The following is a 20,027-nucleotide window of genomic DNA, read 5'->3' as shown; positions in this document are numbered from 1 at the left end:
TGGATCTAATGAACGAGTTACTATGGCGGTTTGGTAATACCGTGCTGCATGCTGCCTTATATGACCATATGTTAAACGTTAACGGTATTGATCTTGCTTATGACAGTTATAGCGATGAAAAGCATGAAACCATTCTGCTGATTGCCGGGCTGGGAACACAAATGATCCGATGGACTGTTCCATTTTGTGAGATGCTGGTGGCAAAAGGATACAGGGTAATTTTTTTTAATCGGGACACAAACTTATCTACCTATTTTAGCCATCACACTACACTGGATTTTTAAGCCCTCGCCAGAACACTTATGTCAGGACAACGCCCGAAAATTCCTTATACGCTTGAGGGTATGTCTGCCATCACAGCTGTTTGAAGCCGTTGGGGAGGAATTGAGCGGATCGCTCGGCACAAGGGTTAACCGATTGAAGGGGGAAGCAAGCATAACAAACATATCCTCAACGTGAATAGTTTAATTTACAAAGCTAATAATAACCAGGAAATATTTCATTTTGTAAGGAGGAAATTCAGGTGAAGGCAGATGCAGTCTTTGAAGGCGGGGGGGTCAAGGGAATTGCTTTTGTGGGAGCCATAGAGGTGATGGAGGCTAGAGGCTATACTTGGAACAAAATTGCAGGTACTTCAGCTGGAGCGATTGTTGCGACATTGTTAGCCTGCGGTTACAACAGTGCTGAAATTCGGAATTTGATGAGCTCGCTAGATTATACTAAGCTGCTCGGACGGACAGGAATAAGCAGGTTGCCTCTGTTTAACAAGACCCTTCCATTCATATTTGACTCTGGAATCTATAGCAATCACATTTTAGAGCAAGTGATGACAGATTGGCTGAAATGTAAGAACATTGTAACGTTTGGAGATCTTCCAGAAGGAAAGCTTTCCATTATCGCCTCGAATATAAGTAATGGTAAGATCGTCGTTTTTCCTAATGATTTGCCTCATTACGGACTGAAAGCATCTGAATTTCCAATTGCTGCAGCTGTGCGAATGAGCACAACACTGCCTTTCTTTTTTAAACCTTATCTATGGCATACGCCATTACAGAAGAAACCGTATTATATGCTGGATGGAGGCATGCTCAGTAACTTTCCGATCTGGCTCTTTGATGTGGAGGGGATTCCACAGTGGCCGACCTTTGGCTTCCGGCTGTCAGAAAAGCGTACGTATGCCCAACCTATGGATATCAACGGTCCGGTTTCTTTACTCAAAGGAATATTCAAAACGATGTTACAGGCCCACGATCAAAGACATGTAGATGAACATACGGAAGAACGAACGATGTTTATTCCTACTGGAAAAGTAACAACGACGAAGTTCAATTTGACGGAAGAAGACCAGCTTTTCTTACTGCAATCAGGACATGTTACAGCAACGAAATTTCTGGAAAGTTGGAATTTTGAAACGTACAAGAATAAATTCAGACAAAATCATGCAATCACACCGATGGAACTTTACTTTGCAGAACAGCAGGAGGGACATAAAATTTACCAATAACTATGATTTTCCCATGATGTATAACATAAAGAAACCTTCATGACCACTCGGTGAACGGGTGGTCATGATGACTTAACATTGCCTATATCCTGCCTATTTAGAATAACGGATAGGGGGGTCATCCAATATCATAGATCCCTTTTTGCTTAATTCAAACCAACAGCCTTCTTTATTACCCAGTGTACATTGATCCCCTTTAGTTTGCTTCGCAATAACTGTACTAGCTAGACGCTCTTCAAGTTCCTCTATATTCATCGTCGCGCCTAATGAAATAAACTCATTTCCATCACGGAGAAGAAGTGTCGGGTACTGTTTACTCCAAGGCGGTGTACTTGGGCAAACTCTGCGTGTGCCTCGGCAATTGCCGCTGGATCATTCAGTATTTTCATCACTTCATCAGCATCAAGGTCTTGCTACAGCGCAATTTTAAAGTAGTCTGTGGATTGCTAAGGCTTAAGCCATCTTTGAGGAAAGGAAGCATTTTATATGGTTCTTGCTAGCTTTGATCCGCCAGGTAATTTGGATGACTATAACAATATTTTAAAATGACTATAACAATATTTTAAATCAGCTTGAGGCATGGAGTGAATACATCAATGAAGTATTCACTTCTGCTGTTCAAGAAAATGAAGATGTACTTAGCCAAGGCAAAAGTCAGTTCTATAATCCTTTGGGGGCAAGTATGTTTGATGCGTCAGAAGATGCGACCATTGCATGGCCAGCTTTCCCCAAAATCCTATCTGAAGATTCAATGTTAACATGGAGGCAGGCAATGGCAACTGCCGACAAACGTCCTGCACCAGGAGAGTCTCGAATTCATGACGAGTATTTGGAATGGTTTGTGGAATACGACGAAGAAAGTAATCTGTCGGGCTCTACATGTCTGAGCCGAACACAAGTGGTTGGACTTCACCTGACAACAGCGATCCACTAGATTATTGGAAGGTAGTGCGTGGTGGTCCAGGGTTTGCGGTAAGAGCTGTGTATTAGGTGCCTTTGAACAGTGAGTTCCTTGTTGGTGATATTGAGATTGGAGGCAGACCTATTGAATTCGGTGGGCAAATTGCTGAGCACCTTTTTGTCAGATTGATCGGCTCATATTCCCGCCTGGGTGGAGAAGCCAGTGAGGCCCAAACGTGCATTAATCAGGGTATGACTTCCCAAATGATAGCTGAGTCGGATATGGGAGATGAAACACTAGGAATACTGAGAAACCGTAGGAGGGAGGTTGGTATAAATGGTAGACGGGCTGGAAGAACCATTACTGGATATCAATGAGATACAAGGTAATTCGGTACCTGGTTTTAATAAGGACTACCAGAGATTTCTATTCTTCGATATTGTTGAACCCGTATTGGCAAAGCGGTGGCTTAGTTATTGGACCCCATATGTCTCGACGGCACAAGAAGTAATTCAGTTCAACCGGCTTTATCAATTAATGCGGGAAAGACGTGGCGAAGAGCCTGACGGGATCATGGCAACGTGGTTGAAAGTAAATATACCTACAAAGTAAAACTACTTATATATAAGAAAGGCCTATATACATATGTACAAAATACGAGTTTTGTGAAACAGTACTAATGATTTAAAAGCTGCACAGTGATTTTTACCCCTGTACAGCGAATTCTTTATATTTTTCGAATTAGTCCCAAACTACTTCTGTTCCTGCTACAAAGTCATGAATCGCACGTCGATCCTCACGCAGACCGACCATAAAAGCACTCACGATAACTCCGATACCCAAAGTTAATACATACACAAGTCCAGCTACAACAACTCGCATCAGCATCGTACCAATTTTTGGCGGTTCGTGTGTATCGTATTGGCGGATTCGAATTCCACATATACGTTTGCCTATGGTTCGACCATACCAGTAAACTGGTAATAAAATTGAGTATAACGCACTAAGCAGTTTGGCAATCGGCTCATCCGTATCAAAGTTACCCGTAAGCACACCCGCAATAATCACTAACGGAATTGAAATAATAAGACTATCCAATACACCTGCTCCTAATCTAATCCAAAAACCTGCTTTATACAAAATGCTTTCCTCCAAACTACAATTTTAAACTAAATGGCTAATTTACTTCATGAACTCCCTTCATTAAAATATCTAACTTTATGTACACAACCCAAATAGTATAACAGAAAATTTTACCTTTTTACGATAAAACTCCTATTTCATTTTAATTGCATCCTTTGTGAATTTTATAACAAACTATCGAATTAACTTAACCGCTGTTCATATTCACTAACTACTTACTCTTACATAATCCTTTCTAACTGAACCACCAATGAAAACACCATAATAATTATGTAAACCAAGAAAGCTACTCAACATTTGTTAAGTAGCTTTCTGTTCGTTCTGCATCTGCCCTCTTCGCCAAATCTTATTCTCCACAATGGCGTAGACTAAACCGGCGATGGCAAATATCCATATCGATGTCATTCGGTTCAGATGGTATCCATTCACGAAATATGGATTGTACATGAGATCAAAAACCCACAGCCCGCCCCATCCAAACCCAATCATATAGATGAAAGTTCTCACCATAGGAAAGCATACATATTTCCGCAACAACCATGAGATCGGGCTAATAATAACAACATAAAAAGCGACTAAATAGTGACCGAATCCCAGGATAAGCGAAAGAATATATATTAATCCCCCTGCATTGCGTAAGCCGTAATACTCTGTCGTTGTAATATGGTACCCTTCAACCCTTTCAAGAACGAGATATGCAGTCAAGCTTATCCCTATAAATATTAGTCCTAATACCATGTAACGCTGAACCACGTTCACCAACATCAGATCACCCCAATGTCTAAACGCAGCCAGAACCGCTCAAGTTACATGATTTCGAACAAATTACACAATTACACATAGGCGTTATTAGGTTCTGTTAAATGTTAAATTTAATCTATCGTTTCAATGGCTCTAATCCAACGACTACTTCTTACTTCTGACCTTCCAGAATCATCGTACCCAAACGGTCCATAAGCTCCATTCTCCCCATCGCTGTGTACGAATAATTGTAATTATCGACATTAGAGATTTTATAGATCTTTTCATTCTTCCCTGCGTTCATGTTATTCCACACCTTGCTGTCTACCATCTTATTCTCGCTATTCTCCATCAATAACAGACGATCCGGATTAACCGTAGCCAAAGCCTCCAGTGCGATCTGTTTACCGCCCCAGCCCTCTGGATCAGGGATCCCCTCTGTGCGCTTCAGGCCCCATTCACCGTATAACATCTCAGCTGCCCCTTTATTGGAATAGATGACCAGGTTGTTTGGATATGTCTCAATTACGGCAAAGGATTCACCATGTACAGCCGCCTCCAGCTTTTGTTTCCACTCTGCAGATTTCGCATCATACTTGGCCAGATATTCATCTTTCTTGCTTTCTTCTCCAAACGTATCTGCCAAGAATGTCAGGCGCTCTCTCCAATCATAGTAAGAGTAAGGCAATGCAATTGTAGGTGCAATTTTAGATAAAGTTTCATATTGATCCGTGTTAAAATCCTTTCCCAAGATGATCAGATCCGGATTGGCTCCTGCTATTGCTTCAATGCTAAACGGTGAACCATACCAGCCCAGATTAACGATATCTGCACTTAGTTGATCCTTAATGGTTGGAGTGATTTCCTCCGGGTTACCGTAATCCGCACTCATCGTTGCCACAGGTGTTTTCCCAATGATCAGTAACTCTTCTGTAGAGCCGGATAGATCAACAATGCGCTCTGGATTCAAAGGTATCGTAATCTCTTCTCCATTTGGGTTGGTAATCAATTTGGTCGTTGCTTGTGCAGTTCCCTCTGAGGAGCTGGCCACTTCAGTGGTGGTCTGGGTCGTTCCACAGGCCGCCAAGGTGAGCATACAGCATAGTGCAATCCATACAGGAATTCGTTTAAACATCGTTGTCATTCTCCTTTTATGTCAGTTCATTAGCCACTTATGGCTTATTTGCTTCAGTTACTTTATCTATCTCATCGAACTCATTATCCGTTTACTTTTACCTGCCAGCCTTCTGCATCCTGTTGTAATTGCCACAACCGAGCGTAGATGCCTGAGTGATCTAACAAATGCGCATGAGTTCCTTGCTCTACGAGCTGACCTTGGTCCAATACGATAATCTGATCGGCATTCTGAATGGTCTTTAGTCGGTGTGCAATCAAAATAACCGTCTTGTCCGCGACTAGCTCATTAATCGCTTGCTGCACCGCGGCTTCGTTCTCCGGATCAAGTGAAGCGGTGGCTTCGTCAAGCAAAACGATCGATGCATTTTTCAACAAAGCACGTGCAATGGAGATCCGTTGCTTCTCCCCACCAGATAACGTCGATCCACCCTCGCCAACGAGCGTATCGTACCCTTGAGGCAGACTGGAGATAAACTCATGACAACAAGCTCTGCGTGCTGCTTCCTCAATCTCGAATTGCGAAGCGTCTTTCTTTCCTACACGAATGTTGTTGCCGATTGTATCCTGGAACAGATACACGTCCTGGAAGACCACAGAGATATCCTTTAACAGCTTCTCCGGGTCCATCTGATCAACGGGTCTGCCACCAATGCGAATGGTTCCTTGCTGTACATCCCAGAAGCGGGCAATGAGACGTGTGACTGTACTCTTACCACTACCGGATGGGCCAACCAAGGCAGTAATGGTATGCGGCTCAATCGTAAAGGACAAGTCTTTCAAGACCGGCTGCCGGTCATCATATCCAAAGGTCACCTGGTCGAATGAAATCGCCTGATTGGGCTGTACATCTCCCGTTCCTGCCATCGGGACCTCTTGCTGCACATCCATAATGCGTCTTGCACTATATGCAGAGTACCGCATCTCCCCATAACTCATCAGTACAACCGTTAACGGTTCGAATACCTTTGTACCTACCAGCAAAAATAACAGAAATACCGGTAAGGACAACTCACCACCTGCAAGCAAATAACTGCCCACCAGAATCATCCACGTCATCCCTGATCGTGCGAGCAACATCGCGCCCATGATCATCGGTCCCATGATACCTTCCAACCGAATGGAAGCTGATTTCAATTCGTCAAAAGAACGACGTAGCCGTTCAAAACGTTTGCCCCCCATATTGTGGGCCTTAATCTCACGAATACCGCTCAGATACTCCTGTAGCCGACTGGCGGCTTCGTTTTTGGCTCGAACATGGTTCTCACTCAGTCGTGCCTGAATCGAATCCGTAAGCCATAACAGAGCCACACCTAAGGGAACCGCAACAAACATGGCTACGGCCATTCTCCAATCCACCAACAGAAGTCCGCCAAAAGCAAGTACCGGAAGCACAATCGCGCTGATCAGCTGCGACAGATTGTGAGAAATCGTATGCTCGACCTGACCATAATCACTCAGGATCAGGTTCGTCAGATCCCCAGGATCACGTTTTCCGAAGAATCCTAGCGACAGATGGCGAATATGTTCGGCCAGCTTTAACCTTCCTGAGGCCGCGAGGCTGTATGCTGCCCGATAGGTCTTGTCATAGAGCGAAGCATAAGCCACATACTCCACCAGAAGCCAGGCAAACAGGATGCAGCATACAACCCACATTCGGTTGATATCCAGTCCTTTGTCTGGTTCAGCGAAAGACTTATAGATCGTATTGAATATATCCACAAGCAGCGCCGCAGGAACAATCTTTGCAATCCCGTCCAGAATCGCTGCAATTACCGAAGGTAGCAGACTACGCGGGTTACCCCCAGATATATTGTATAAATAATTCTTCATCGTCCTGCACCTCCAAGCTTCCAGGAAGCCGCACTGATATGGGCCTGCCACATATGCTCATATACTCCGCCTAATGCACGCAATTGATCATGTGTCCCACGCTCAGCAATTGTCCCTTGCCGGATCACAAGAATTTGCTCTGCTGCACGAATCGTTGTTAGACGATGAGCAATAATCAGTACCGTTTTGCCTTGAACCAATTGGGCCAGACCTTGCTGTATCTTGTGCTCATTCTCTGCATCCGCGTAGGCCGTCGCTTCATCCAAGACCAGAATGGGAGCATTTTTAAGCAGTGCTCGTGCAATTGCAATTCGCTGTGCTTCACCGCCAGATAGATACGTACCGCCTTCTCCGATTTTGGTGTCATATCCGGCATCCAGTTTCTCAATGAATTCATGACAGCAAGCAGTTTGAGCCGCAGCTATAACGTCCTGTCGTGAAGCTGATGTATTGCCCATCCGAATATTTTCTTCAATCGTATCGTAGAACAGATGTACATCCTGAAATACAAAGGACACGGTATCCATCAGTTTCTCCGTACCCATCTCCTGAATCGGAATCCCACCAATCGTAATCTCACCTTCCTGTACATCCCAGAAACGAAGCAATAGATTCGCAATGGTTGACTTTCCTCCACCAGAAGGTCCGACAAGTGCGGTCATCTCTCCTGCGTTGGCTACAAAATCAACCTGATCAAGTACGGGTTTATATGCTTTGCTCTCCTTACGTTCATAAGCAAAAGATACCTGCCGAAAGGCAACCTCATATGTATCCGGAACTTTAGGCAACTCAGGTTCTTGTACAACCGGCTCGGCAAACACCGATTCTATCCGTTTCTGTCCTTCCACAATCTCTCGCATCCCACTGCCCAGATACATTAACTTCAATAACGGAGCAGATAGACTCGGGGTAATGATCAGAAACAGAATAAACGTGATCGCAAACGACTGATTCCCCGCATTTCCACTCGACAGCAGAATACCCACCGGAACGATGAAGGTAAATAACGAGATCATGATTACAAAAAACAGCCCGTAGGATGTTTTACACAAATCAGTTATTTTCAACGAATTATCCCGGTACCGCGTCACCGCCTGTTTAAACGTTAGAAACGAATCAGCTGTAATGCCAAATACTTTCACCGCCGGCATACCTCTCACGTATTCAACACCCGTCGCATTCATCTCTTCGATGGCAAGTTGAAAATCACGATAAGCCTGACGGCCTTTTTCGCTGCGGAAAAGGCGACTTTGGAGCCAGAACCCTATTCCAATCGGAACCAAAAGCGTCAGCGCCATGCGATAATCGAGCCAGAACAGATATCCCAAGAGCATCAGTGGAATAACGATCGCACTTACCAGATCCGGCAACTGATGAGCGATAAACTTCTCAATTTTCTCCACACTGACTTCGATGATCTTCTTCAGCTCACCGGTTGCCGTCCGGGTGTGATACCCCATGGGTACTTTGGCAACATGCTCCGCAAGTCTCACTCTGAGCTGGTACAAAATGTTGAACGCAGCAATGTGTGAGCACATCCCCCCGATATAGAGCGCAACAAGCCCTGCAATGAGGGCTACGAATGCGACGATCCCCCAATAGATCAACAGATCTTTGTCCATGGCAGAGGGTTGCCCCGCATGCGTTAGCAGTTCCTCGACGATCTTATACACTCCGACAAAAGGAACAATCTGCAACAGACTCGACAGGGTCGAGAAGATACTTGCTGTGATCAGCAGACCTTTACGCTCCTTCGTTACTTGCATTAGTCCGGACACTTCAGATGAGTTGTTCATCTCACCCCTCCTGATATTAATAATCATTCTCAATATAACGCAGTGTTATATACGCACATTAATATCTCATAGAGCCCTGAGTGATCACTACCTCTTCACGGAGCAATAATACCTCATCACGGATTATTGTTGTCTCACAGCATCTTATAAGCCCTATTGGACATATGACCTCGTCGCGTAACTTGAGAATGACTGGTGAAGTATTTACATTCTCGCCAAGCAAAAGAAGTGTTGTTGGAGAAAGTTTTCGTTTTTTACTTGTATAGATAAATGTGACTTCTTTGATCTGTAACTCCCGTAATATTTTCCATTTAGTATGGATAAATATGTGAAGGAGTTCTGAAGGAGTTACTTACATCATTAAACTGTCGCCTATTGAATTCAAAAGGAAGCCATATTGGATATATGGCTTCATCGCTTAACCTGTGAATGGACACTCAACTATGAAAAGCTTTCCAGAACGAACCTTCTGTATTAATGATATCCTTGATCTGGACAAAAGGAATCGTAAACGTTGGAAACCCTGCCGCATAGGGTGCGATATCATACGGGTTGAAGTAGAGATGCAGGGCATTCGCTGTGACAAAAAACGGCTGATCCGCACTAATCCCCGTATAGGTGTCCGGAAACACATACGAGTATTGAGGATCATTTTTGATCTGATCCCCCACAATCTGGCTCAACACGTTTACATAGTCACTATTCGGTTTAAATAAATCCTTCAACTCATACAACTGACCATTCGTCAGATTAATGATCGCATAGATCATCGTAGGCATACCATGCGCTGCACCCGCCGGGTAGTTATAACCTGTGAGTTGCAGTTGCAGCAATTGCTGCTGATAAAACGTTATATCAAAATCACCTGTATACGTATAATCCAGCTGTTGATCGGCAGGGATCGGTTTAACTTGGGAGAGTTGCTTCAACTTGGCATTCAGCGCAATTTGCTCCGCTTGGTTCGTTAATCCCTCCACCTGCGGATAATATACGAGATAGTCCCTGTTCGGTTTGTACTTCTCTTCGCGTACACGGTACGGAGGATGAAGTGGAACGATTGTATTTTGCCGCCAGATGATCTGTCCGGCCCGGTTCACATACGATAAGCGCTGGTCTACATAGGCCTTAATCAGATCTGGTGCCACGACCTCCAGCGTACCCGAACCTTCTACATGTGGATACCCAGCGGCAGGTCTTCCACTCAGATCCAGCAGATAGGTTTGTCTGCCATCCGATGCGGAAGCAAGACCGTTTTTGTAATTGCCTACTTCGCGATATAGGAACTCCGTAAGTCTTCTGCCATTGGTATCTGCAATCGCGTATACAGAGCCAATATACGGCTGCTCCGGATTAATTGCTTGCCCCAGCGCATAACGATGCTCGCCTAGTTCGCGGATGTCATTATAGGCGGGTTGAATGATAAACGATCCTTGCGTATTAATAACACCGTAGATCGATTTGTAATCCTCCGCTGTATTAACAATCGCTTGCCCGCCGCTAAAAGCAAATGCCGATGAAAATTTGGGCTGAATGCGAATATTACCCCGTTCGTCGATGTAGCCATATTTGCCAGATGCTTCTTTTTGAAAAGCCAGCAATCCATCCCCTAGTGGTCCCACATAGGCATATGGATACGTTGCGAGCCGATGTCCATTGCGATTAATGAGTGCATATTCATTGTCCTTAATCTGCACAACCGCTTTACCATCTTGAAAATCATTCGCAGAAGCGAACTGTGCAGGTATCACCTCATTGCCCGACGCATCCAAATAACCATACCGACTCACCGATCCATCTGCCTGCCCAGGATTAGAATCGTAAAATAACGCTCGACCGTCGTTCATATTTGAGATATACGGGTACGCCCGTTTGGTCAGGACTGTACCTTGTTCATTAATCATCTTAAATCCTTGAGAATCAATGGTTATCGCCCGTTCTTCGGAAAAGGAATTGATGGAATCGTATACAGGTTGAACGACATACTGCCCCTGAAGGTTAATTACGCCGGCACGACCAGCCTTCACAACCACAGCCAATCCATTGGGTTGGAACTCTTGCGCGTCATCCAGAACCGGCTCAAGCCGAATGTGGCCTTGGGCATCCATGTACCCCCAACGCGTCCCACTTGTGGTTCGAACGGAGACTGGATATAACCATGTCGCTACCCGGGCATGACTTATAGGGACCATCGCCTGCTTAATTTTCTTTTCCAGCTCTTGTAGTACCTCTCTGGAAGGATACGCTTCCGGGAAACTGAGTGCCTTCTGAACGGAAGCGAGAGCTGCCGGATACTGGCCCGCGTGGTACTGAGCATCCGCAAGGTAATACCAGTAAAAGATATAATCAGGATATTGCTGGGTTAGTTGCTCGTAATATTGCACCACTTTGGGATAATAGGTTGCATATACGTCCGGTGCAGGAACCCATTTCCCATTCTGCCATCGGATAATCTCCACACGATAGGCTTCACCTGTGTCATGTATCCAGAGTGCAATCTCCACTTTCCCATCTCGACCATGCGGACCAGGCATATCTATAATCTCTGCATAGCTATAATATAGATCGTCAGGAGCCAAATCTTTGAGCCCTGATTCCGTCCACTCATATACGGCAAGCTTAGACCAAATAGAACCAATCCGCCAACCGATAATGAGATTGTTCCTAGCCGTTGAAGTTACAGGGGCTGCGGTCATTAAAGTCAATCCATACCCCAATCCCTTAATTAGTGCCATCTTGATCCAATGTCCTTGAACAAATTTCAGAATGAGCAAATACAGCTCACCATTCAACTGATAGACTGCAGCAATCTCCGGCATACCGTCACCGGTAAGATCTGCCGCATAGATCGCTGGATGTTGAACAGGTTTATCAATAGTGACGACCGTTGCACCAGCCGGAATATGTTGATTCACAATTTGCGTTAACAGCGGTTCGCTCATGGACATCTCAGTTCCTCCCTTATGACCGCATTCGCCTAATGGTATGCGTCATAAATCGGGATATGACATGTAATTCATTTTATATAAGTTGAACTAAAGAATATTCACACTTACCACTCCGATAACAGAACAGCCTTCTGATTGCACTTATTCCCCGATTCTTTGATTCACTTTTTATATTATCTATCTTGCAAAGTTACTTTCTCTCCATTGATTAGCAGGTAGCTCACATCATTCACCGGAATGGTCTTAGGCGAAATCCACTTAATGAGATCCTGATCCAGCTGGAGGAAACCGGATTCGCCAGTCAACTTTGTACCATCCTTCAGGTGCACTTCAATACTCAGATCCTCCATCCGAATCATACTCAGTGCCTCACCTGTAAGTGTGACACCAACCGGGGAAAGAGTAACATTTGCCTGTAAGCCTCCATTTGTATCAAGCTGAATGTTTCCTGTTTTACTCAAAGCATTTTGACTCAAGTTAAAGGTCGTTTTCCAATTTCCCTGCACAACTTCACTTATGCTCGTAAAGCTGCCTTGAATTCTCAGCTTATCTAATTCGTCAACAGCAGACAGATCATACACAAACTCCTCATAATCTCCTCCATACCCGACCCCATCCTTCATATAATGTCCATAGCTAACGGAATATTCAGGTATATCGAGTTTTTGACCTTGCTCATCCGTGAAGTAGAAATATCCATGATTATACTCGCCAATCTCATTATTCGGATTAATCTGAATGTGTAACTTGCCCTCCACAAAACCTATATTGGAAATATGCATCCAATCAATACCCTCAACGGGGACATTCGTTACATCCTGATGCAGTACGGGAATTGGATCGGTTTCCAATTGAATATCGGTTGTACCTCCCAAGCCACTTATACGATCTCGCTCCAGGATTTCATAACTATTGTTTTGCTTTTCTTGTAACAACTTCTCCCAGTCCACTTGTACGTTGTAACCATCTTGAAGAGATGTACCTGACATCAGCGTATTAATCTGAACGGTAATTCGATTTTTGCTGACTTTTCCTTGAATGAGGAATCGAACAATAGCCGTTTTATTAGCTTCATCATAATAAATAATCTGAGCGTTGTTTGCATTACCTCCGGTTACCCTGTAATCATATACATCCAGTGTATCGTCAATGCGATGACCCGTCAGATCCGATAATGAAACATAGATTTCCGTTGTATCTCCGTCCCTGACAGCACCTATAACCTCCATTCGAATCCCTTGATCTTCACTCACCTGATGAACAGGCTGAAGAATGCCAATTCGATCTGCACCTAGAAAATGAAGAATAGAAGGCAGGTCAATGATGCCCACCGATGCAGCTGCACCTGTAACAAGACATAACGATAACGCAGCGGTTACAGGAATATAGATGGCTTTGCGATACTTTCTTCTCCTATTCATGGACTTCTTGGTCTGTGCGGATGGATATAATATAGGTGGATAAAATGATGAATCTGATCTCGTAACGGTTGGTGGTTCATTCATCGCCAATTTATCATAGAACAACTTTTTAATATTAAAGAGGTTCTGCTCAGTGAATTCTTTTTCGGATTTTCGCATTTGATCGCCTCCTTTATTTCCTGTTCATCCACCATGTTTTCAATCGTTGCCTGGAGCGATAAAGCTTGTTATGGACTTGCCTAACGTGTAGGGACAATGCTTCCGATATCTCATGGGGTCTCTGTCCTTCGTAAAACCGACGTTTCATAATCTCCCGTTCCGGTTCTGGAAAAGATTCAATCATTTGATTAAGTTCCGTATATGTCTCTTTACTGATCATCTGAACCAACAAATCATCCGTTTGCACCGAATGAATCTCCTCTTCATATGTAAGCTCAGTTCTTCGATTAAGTTTCCGGTAGCGATCAATCGCTTTATGTTTTGTGATTGTTGCAAGGTAATTTTTCAGGCTACTTCGCCCAGACTGGAATGCATCCGGATTCTGCCAAAAAGCAAAAAATGTATCTGCTACGCATTCTTCAATCTCTTCTGTCGATGCATGATGTAGGATGGAATGAGCAATCTTCCATAACAAACCTGCGTAGTGGTTCATCACCCATTCCATGGCTTCAGGATCACGATTCGCTACTGCCTTCCGTATCTGTTCTTCTTCCACGATTAGATGTCCCCTCCCTTCCATGCTCATATGATCACGAGTGCTCGTGTTGATCTGTGCTACCTACCTATATTCGTTTAACAGATGACTTTTACTTACTTCACGATAAAAAAAGATTTGCAGTGACCTTGTGGTCTTCTACAAATCTTCTTATATTCTATAATACTTCTTGTTTATTACATCATATCGCTTCATGGCCATCGCTTGGAATACTAACCAATATTACGCCTCTTCTTGCACACTCAATTGTACATATTGGGTGAGACGACAATACTGAAATAACAGCAACTCTTCATTACCTTGTCCAAGAGCCACGCTACGCCCTTCATTGATGAGGTGATTCAACAACTCATGCAGGAAACTCATCTGCAACCGCAAGGATTCCGCTGTTAGCTGCTCAAGTACCTCAATATCTCGGATCGTAAACTGAGATAACCCGCGCAGCAGCAACTCTTCTGACCAGCCGTTAATTTTCTGCATGAACTGATTATATTCTTCCAAGTCTGCCCATCCTCCCATTACCGATATCCAGTTTCAGACTGAGCACCGTTTTGCCCTTCAGGAAACTGATTGGGCTAATCCGTTTTGGTTCCACACGCACAAAGGCATAGAAGTGTTCAAGCGATTGGGAACCATATCCTGACTCCAGTCTTTGGATCATCGCTTGCCAGTCAGATGAATACGGGAGAGTGAGTGCCAGTCTTTCCCCTTCGGTATTCTCAACCGTCAGGACAAGCTCCTGCGTTTGTTTGACAAAGTTATGGTCCACGATTCGAGCAACTTTGATCACAGCCAATCGTTCTTTGGGAGCAGCAAACAAGTCGAACGACCGCGATTCCTCTTGAAGTACAGTCGTTACATCTTGCATGGTTTTGCCCAGATTCAACGTTTCCACACCCGTTCGTGGCAAAATCGCAAGCTTGGCACCTTCCCCGGAAGAGATCCGGCGTTCTTCATTCACTTTAACGGAATGGAATTGAACTTCTTCACCGACGAACTGGCGAAAGGTCAGATTAGGCAGCCATGGTGTGAATGCACCATAATGCTCTGTATACGAGAACTGCTGATCATCATAATATACAGCACGTACATCGCTATAGGTGTAGATTTCCTCATCATCGAAACAATAGAAATAATAGGTGATTCCACGGAAACCGGATCGTGTCTCCCACGCGTCAGCTCCCAGTCCATACAGATGAAGTGAAGGCACCGTATAGTATTTACTTCGAAAACTGCCAATGAGCTGACTCTGCTGAATGGCAGACACCTTTTCTTCTTCAAGAACCTGGAGTGCAAGATACAGCTTGCTTACCCGATCCAACATGGATTGCATGGAGAAACGTATATGTCTGTTGAAAAACAACTGTAGTTCTCCTTGAATCCCTCGTAAACTGCGTTCTATGTCAGGCAGGTTGCCACTATGAGCTGCAATTGCCAATGTCTCCAGTTGTGCCATATAGGACTGAGGAAGGCGGGCCAGTCCCGTCTTCAACAATCCTGCCAGCATAACCCGACAATCCTGCACTGTCTGAAGAGAGAACTTGGCCTCGTACACCCGTCCACTTAATGCATCCGTATCATCCAGACCTTTAAAGTTCCGGTACCGTAACAAAGCTTCAAGCTTGGCCATTTTCCCGGCTGTCTGCTGCACCTTACATAGTGCTTTTGCAAGGTTCGGTTCCTCCGTAAAAGACACCTCGATATTCTGGGTGGTCAGATGAACCGTAAGAAGTGAATCTTCAATGATCTTAATTTCCTCTGGGTATCTCAGTCGGAAAACAACTTCCTCAATCATGGAAGAACTATACGATTTAATTAACACGGTAAGGTCAGACTCCGTCATCCAGCGGAAGCGAGACTCGATCTCACGTGATACTGTATGCGGAATTTCGCTTGGATCGTCCACATTTGATACTAAGTTTGATGCTGATTCTGTTACTGATACGTTTTTTGGTACGTCCAACGGATCATTATCCGATATCCCTGAGTCCTTATCCAGCGCATGCTTCTCGTCTGCATTCATTGAATCCTCTGCCGTATATTCCCGTTGATCATACAGAATTGCAATAAGCACATGCTTGCAGATATGATCGGCCGGGCAGGAGCATTCCCAATGATCCAGCGTATTTTCAAGCGTACATTGTGTCCCGTCACTGAGCTGACAACTCACAGATGATGCATTCCATGTGTACGTTACACTTACACCATTGTCCAACTCTTTCAAAGACCTTTTGTACAACCCCTTGTTGGCATACCGAATCAAATAATCCTCCGTACACAGCTTCGAAAAAATCCGGAATTTTTCCTTGAATCCATTCACGTCATCAACGCCCCGTTGCTCTCAGAATGTCGTAGATCGTTTCACTGAACACGCGACCTGGAACGTTGCCTAGAGCAATGGGTTTGTTGTCACCATAGTAATAATATTGCTTGTTATTCGGTTTGAAGAAATGAAGGGATTCCAGGGTAATGTCATCCAATCCCTCGTAATACGTGATGCTCGTACCGCTGAATTGCAATTCTGCAACAAGATCTCCGTACTCTTTATAAAATTCATGATACCAGCCGCCGTCCTGTGCCGGTCCTTTGATCCAACCGTATTTCTCCAGTGCTTTGGGGAAAGCCGTTGGTGAAAAATCAGACTCGGGCAGATGATCGTATTCATTCTTCGTTTTATCCTCATCTTCTGGCTGGTGAATCTCACGATTCAATTGCTCGAATGGCTGCTTGATCTCGTAATCCTCCAACTGCGTTGTCCAACCTTCAAGCGTCGCCTGATCCAGTTCTAGCGGGTGTATAAGTCCCACCTGCGCACCTAAAGGCAGATCAACCTCATCTTCATCCACAGAATTGAAGGTGCCGTCCTCCATATAACGGAAGGTGCTGATCAGAGCGCCATCCTCATACGTTCCCCAGATCAGACCAACAGCAAATTTTTGCATGATTACATTTTGTACAAACAATGCTTTCCACTCATCGACAGACCACAGACGTTGCTTGGACAATGACTCTTCCAGACGCTGCGCCTGAATGTTAACCATGGATTTGAGATCTTTTTTCAGCTGTGTGAAACGTGCCTTGGACTGCGCTGCCAATTCAGGATCATCTTTCTGTGCAGGAGCAGGCAGACTCTTCACGGATTTGCCCGTTTCTTCATTTAAGACAACGACTTGTAAGTCTCCATTGACCTTAACCAGGAAGGAACGCTCTCCGTAACTCAGCTGCATGGTTCCTTTTTCATCAAAACCAAGTGTGGTGACCAGCCGATCCTCCAGTTGTTCCGAGGTAAGTCCCATATTATCGGCTGCAAGTTGCAATGCTTCTTCTGCTGCACCTTTCACCTGACGGTTCTTCACGCCACGTTTGATCTTGTCAATCGCCATAAGAGCAGATGGATCTTTCAGATAAGCGAGCACTTTCACAGCATCTGCTGCAATCGCGCCGCGGCTGTTTTCTGTCCATTCCTTAATTTGCGGAGCCAGAATATTCACAATGTGAATATCGCCAAAGAGTGCTGATACATACATCACCCATTTCTCTTTTGCAAGAGCACCTTCCTGAATCCAGACCTGGAGCAGTTCACTTGCAAAACGAGCGAGCGATGCCTCACTTACGTAATCTCGTAATTCATTCAACCGTTCATTAGGACCGGATGTATGATCCAATGATTGGACCAAAGCATACTGTTTAATCCGGTCATCTAAAGGCTGATTGTCTTCAATACGTATCAGTGAAGGGAGATCTTTCAAGGACAACCAGCTCAGTCTCGACAACTTTTTGGCATCCGCCTGATCAGCGAGTGCAGCATGGGCATACTCTGGACTTAGATCTGCGGTATCCAGCAGAATTTGGATCAAGCTCTTCCAATCGTCGGACTTCTCTTTCTTCAAAAGTTCACCGTACAGTTCCTTGCTGTTTTCCAGACTGCGGATTGCAGTCAGAGCCATTTCTTTGATCGCCACTTTTTTCTCCGAGAGGTATATGAGCGTATACAAGTCCTGATCAGGAATTCGGTTGAATTCCGCTAACGCCACGCCGTTGGCCTTTTTGGAAGAATCCTGCAATCCGGCACGAATCGCTTCGGCCAATATTTTCTTCGATAACTCATCACGCTGTTCAAAGGTAATCTCCAGAATTAAAATGCGTGTATCTGTTGGCAGTTTCTTGTACTGTGTCAGTGCATAGTCCAGATTCTGCTGAATGATTCGGCGGTATTCGTCATGCGGCATCGATTTGTATCTGTAGTCGGTCATGCCATTAAGTGAGATCAGGCTGGTTAGCAATTTCTCACGTTGCACCTCAGGGTCTTGCCCGTAACGTTGAAGCAGCTGCTCTCCACTAAAAGCGTATGAATTGTACATGTCCGAGATAATATCCAGTGTCCAATCGGGATGAGTAGTCAGGATTGCGAACCTGCGCATCGCCTCCGAATCCAAGGGCAGAAAACTAATACTAATGAGGTTGTGAACACGCTTCTTATCCCGATTCAGTTGATTAAACAACCCGCGACTATTTGGGTCCTCCCAATATTCCTCCAGGGTGTTTTCCCCACTTAAGTATCTTGCAATCACAAGTCCTTGACGTCCCCCGTCCAAAGGATGCCGAAGAGCGTTAAATACCGCTTGCTCCAGTGACCCCTCCGCATTAGGCAATGTCAATCCTTGATCCTCCATGAATTTCTGAATGCAGAGTTTGAGGAATGGCGGTTTGATAATCTCGTATGCTCGAATCGCTTGTTTAGGACGATTCGCGATCGCGGATTGTAACATGTTCCAAGATACCGTGTACGAATTAAGCTCGTCCCGCAACATTTCAACCAACTGATAAGGTTCATCCAGAGGCACAAGTCCAGCAAGCAGATCATTTGGACTCTTGGCTCTAGGGTCCATACTCAGCAAGTAACGGCGAACTTCAAGTGGATAAATCTCATGTAATTGATGTATTGTGTGAAGCAAAACATGCCCAATCTCACTATTTGTATCAAGGAACCGTTGTTTACCCCCACTAATGTTAATCAAGTACAACAAGGCGCCACTCACCAGTACCATCGTTTGATGGAATACGGTGTTTGAACATTGCTCTTTTGAAGAGAACGATGTATTGGGATACAGCTCAGCTACGAGCTGACTACGCTTCTCCTTGAGGAATTCATCCTTCAATTCTTGGGATGATCCGTTATGTTTCCCTTGAATATTACTGACCACTACAGGTTCAATCAACGTATGTAGCTCGTCCCGCAACTTATCTGCATCATTAGCCATTACATGTTGAAACAACACTGGTAACGATTGAACAGAAGATTGAACCTCTGCAAGATGAGAAGCCGTGTCACTGAGTCTTGAATATAGTTGCAGCAGCATTAACGCATTGATTACATCTCGATAATCCCCCTGGGTGTCAGCCTTTTTGGAATCAAAAAGCCACTGGGCACGCTTTAATTTGCTCTTTAATTCAGCCGAAATTTCGTTCTCGCCCGCAAACTGTTTGATCTTCTCCAACCGGGCCAACAACCCACCCATGCGATCAGCACTTTTGCTCTTCCCGCTCAATCCGTAGGCTTCTGAATCATTTCCCATACAGACAGTAAAAGCATCCGTTCTCCATGAACTTCTTTTGGAATAATTGGATTCCAGATATATCACAATAGCCCCTGCACGGTAAAAGATATCTCCATCGTCTTTTTTAGCAAGCTTCATGAGCAGATCAATCGTTTGATACACATAATGACTCGAATTTCCCATCATATCCGGGAACTTGTCTGTCGTTCCCAAGACATAATCAATAATTTCGGAGCTTCGATCTGTTTTTAATGAGTACTCGTTTGAACAGGTTACTGCGAATTTCTCCACCAAAGTTTCAACTGCGCGGTCTGCGGTAAGCATTACACATTCCTC

General features: G+C 44.5%; 16 protein-coding genes. 4 read left to right on the top strand and 12 right to left on the bottom strand.

The window, feature by feature from the left end:
• The first annotated feature begins 8 nt into the window (after nucleotides 1–8).
• Together MKY28_RS09500 and MKY28_RS09495 are read left to right on the top strand one after the other, a co-directional pair.
• Nucleotides 9–284 carry a hypothetical protein gene (locus tag MKY28_RS09500; protein ID WP_340935820.1) on the top strand — a complete coding sequence of 92 codons (276 nt, stop codon included), beginning with the start codon at nucleotides 9–11 and terminating at the stop codon, nucleotides 282–284.
• A 239-nt stretch (nucleotides 285–523) separates the two neighbouring features.
• Nucleotides 524–1,504, top strand: a complete 981-nt coding sequence (locus MKY28_RS09495; RefSeq protein ID WP_340935819.1) for a patatin-like phospholipase family protein — start codon at nucleotides 524–526, stop codon at nucleotides 1,502–1,504.
• 93 nt (nucleotides 1,505–1,597) lie between these two features.
• Here the strand turns inward: MKY28_RS09495 and MKY28_RS09490 are convergent, their stop codons facing one another.
• Complete coding sequence (locus MKY28_RS09490) at nucleotides 1,598–1,759, bottom strand: hypothetical protein (protein WP_340935818.1); 162 nt, start codon at nucleotides 1,757–1,759, stop codon at nucleotides 1,598–1,600.
• 517 nt (nucleotides 1,760–2,276) lie between these two features.
• Here MKY28_RS09490 and MKY28_RS09485 point away from each other — a divergent pair.
• Together MKY28_RS09485 and MKY28_RS09480 are read left to right on the top strand one after the other, a co-directional pair.
• Nucleotides 2,277–2,438, top strand: a complete 162-nt coding sequence (locus tag MKY28_RS09485; RefSeq protein ID WP_340935817.1) for a hypothetical protein — start codon at nucleotides 2,277–2,279, stop codon at nucleotides 2,436–2,438.
• A 303-nt stretch (nucleotides 2,439–2,741) separates the two neighbouring features.
• Entirely contained in the window at nucleotides 2,742–3,017 is a 276-nt protein-coding gene (locus MKY28_RS09480) for a hypothetical protein (protein WP_340935815.1), read from the top strand.
• Between the two features lie 129 nt (nucleotides 3,018–3,146).
• On the opposite strand, the gene MKY28_RS09475 is transcribed toward MKY28_RS09480, so the two are convergent.
• From MKY28_RS09475 to MKY28_RS09425, 11 genes are all read right to left on the bottom strand, one after another.
• Complete coding sequence (locus tag MKY28_RS09475) at nucleotides 3,147–3,545, bottom strand: RDD family protein (protein WP_081746009.1); 399 nt, start codon at nucleotides 3,543–3,545, stop codon at nucleotides 3,147–3,149.
• A 303-nt stretch (nucleotides 3,546–3,848) separates the two neighbouring features.
• Nucleotides 3,849–4,058, bottom strand: coding sequence for a hypothetical protein (locus tag MKY28_RS09470; protein WP_143780989.1), 210 nt, complete (start codon nucleotides 4,056–4,058; stop codon nucleotides 3,849–3,851).
• Between the two features lie 403 nt (nucleotides 4,059–4,461).
• On the bottom strand, nucleotides 4,462–5,424 hold the full coding sequence (locus tag MKY28_RS09465) for an ABC transporter substrate-binding protein (RefSeq protein WP_340935813.1): 963 nt from the start codon (nucleotides 5,422–5,424) through the stop codon (nucleotides 4,462–4,464).
• Nucleotides 5,425–5,507: 83 nt separating this feature from the next.
• Nucleotides 5,508–7,256, bottom strand: a complete 1,749-nt coding sequence (locus MKY28_RS09460) for an ABC transporter ATP-binding protein (RefSeq protein WP_340935812.1) — start codon at nucleotides 7,254–7,256, stop codon at nucleotides 5,508–5,510.
• Nucleotides 7,253–9,052, bottom strand: a complete 1,800-nt coding sequence (locus MKY28_RS09455) for an ABC transporter ATP-binding protein (RefSeq protein WP_340935809.1) — start codon at nucleotides 9,050–9,052, stop codon at nucleotides 7,253–7,255. The genes MKY28_RS09460 and MKY28_RS09455 overlap by 4 nt, the downstream gene beginning before the upstream one ends.
• A gap of 437 nt (nucleotides 9,053–9,489) precedes the next feature.
• Nucleotides 9,490–11,997, bottom strand: coding sequence for a WG repeat-containing protein (locus MKY28_RS09450; protein WP_340935808.1), 2,508 nt, complete (start codon nucleotides 11,995–11,997; stop codon nucleotides 9,490–9,492).
• 173 nt (nucleotides 11,998–12,170) lie between these two features.
• On the bottom strand, nucleotides 12,171–13,577 hold the full coding sequence (locus MKY28_RS09445; RefSeq protein WP_340935806.1) for a hypothetical protein: 1,407 nt from the start codon (nucleotides 13,575–13,577) through the stop codon (nucleotides 12,171–12,173).
• Nucleotides 13,578–13,590: 13 nt separating this feature from the next.
• Nucleotides 13,591–14,133, bottom strand: a complete 543-nt coding sequence (locus MKY28_RS09440; RefSeq protein WP_340935805.1) for a sigma-70 family RNA polymerase sigma factor — start codon at nucleotides 14,131–14,133, stop codon at nucleotides 13,591–13,593.
• 222 nt (nucleotides 14,134–14,355) lie between these two features.
• Entirely contained in the window at nucleotides 14,356–14,634 is a 279-nt protein-coding gene (locus MKY28_RS09435; protein WP_339186978.1) for a hypothetical protein, read from the bottom strand.
• Nucleotides 14,621–16,453, bottom strand: coding sequence for a hypothetical protein (locus MKY28_RS09430; RefSeq protein WP_340935803.1), 1,833 nt, complete (start codon nucleotides 16,451–16,453; stop codon nucleotides 14,621–14,623). Before MKY28_RS09430 ends, MKY28_RS09435 begins: the two co-directional genes overlap by 14 nt.
• 4 nt (nucleotides 16,454–16,457) lie before the next feature.
• A complete protein-coding gene (locus MKY28_RS09425) occupies nucleotides 16,458–20,015 on the bottom strand; it encodes a DUF4132 domain-containing protein (protein ID WP_340935802.1) in 3,558 nt (1,185 codons plus the stop codon).
• Nucleotides 20,016–20,027: the final 12 nt, after the last annotated feature.

This window comes from Paenibacillus sp. FSL R5-0473 (genome assembly GCF_038004565.1).
Lineage (GTDB): Bacteria > Bacillota > Bacilli > Paenibacillales > Paenibacillaceae > Paenibacillus > Paenibacillus amylolyticus.
Note: the sequence above shows the minus strand (reverse complement) of the source record. Positions and strands in the feature narration are given on the sequence as shown.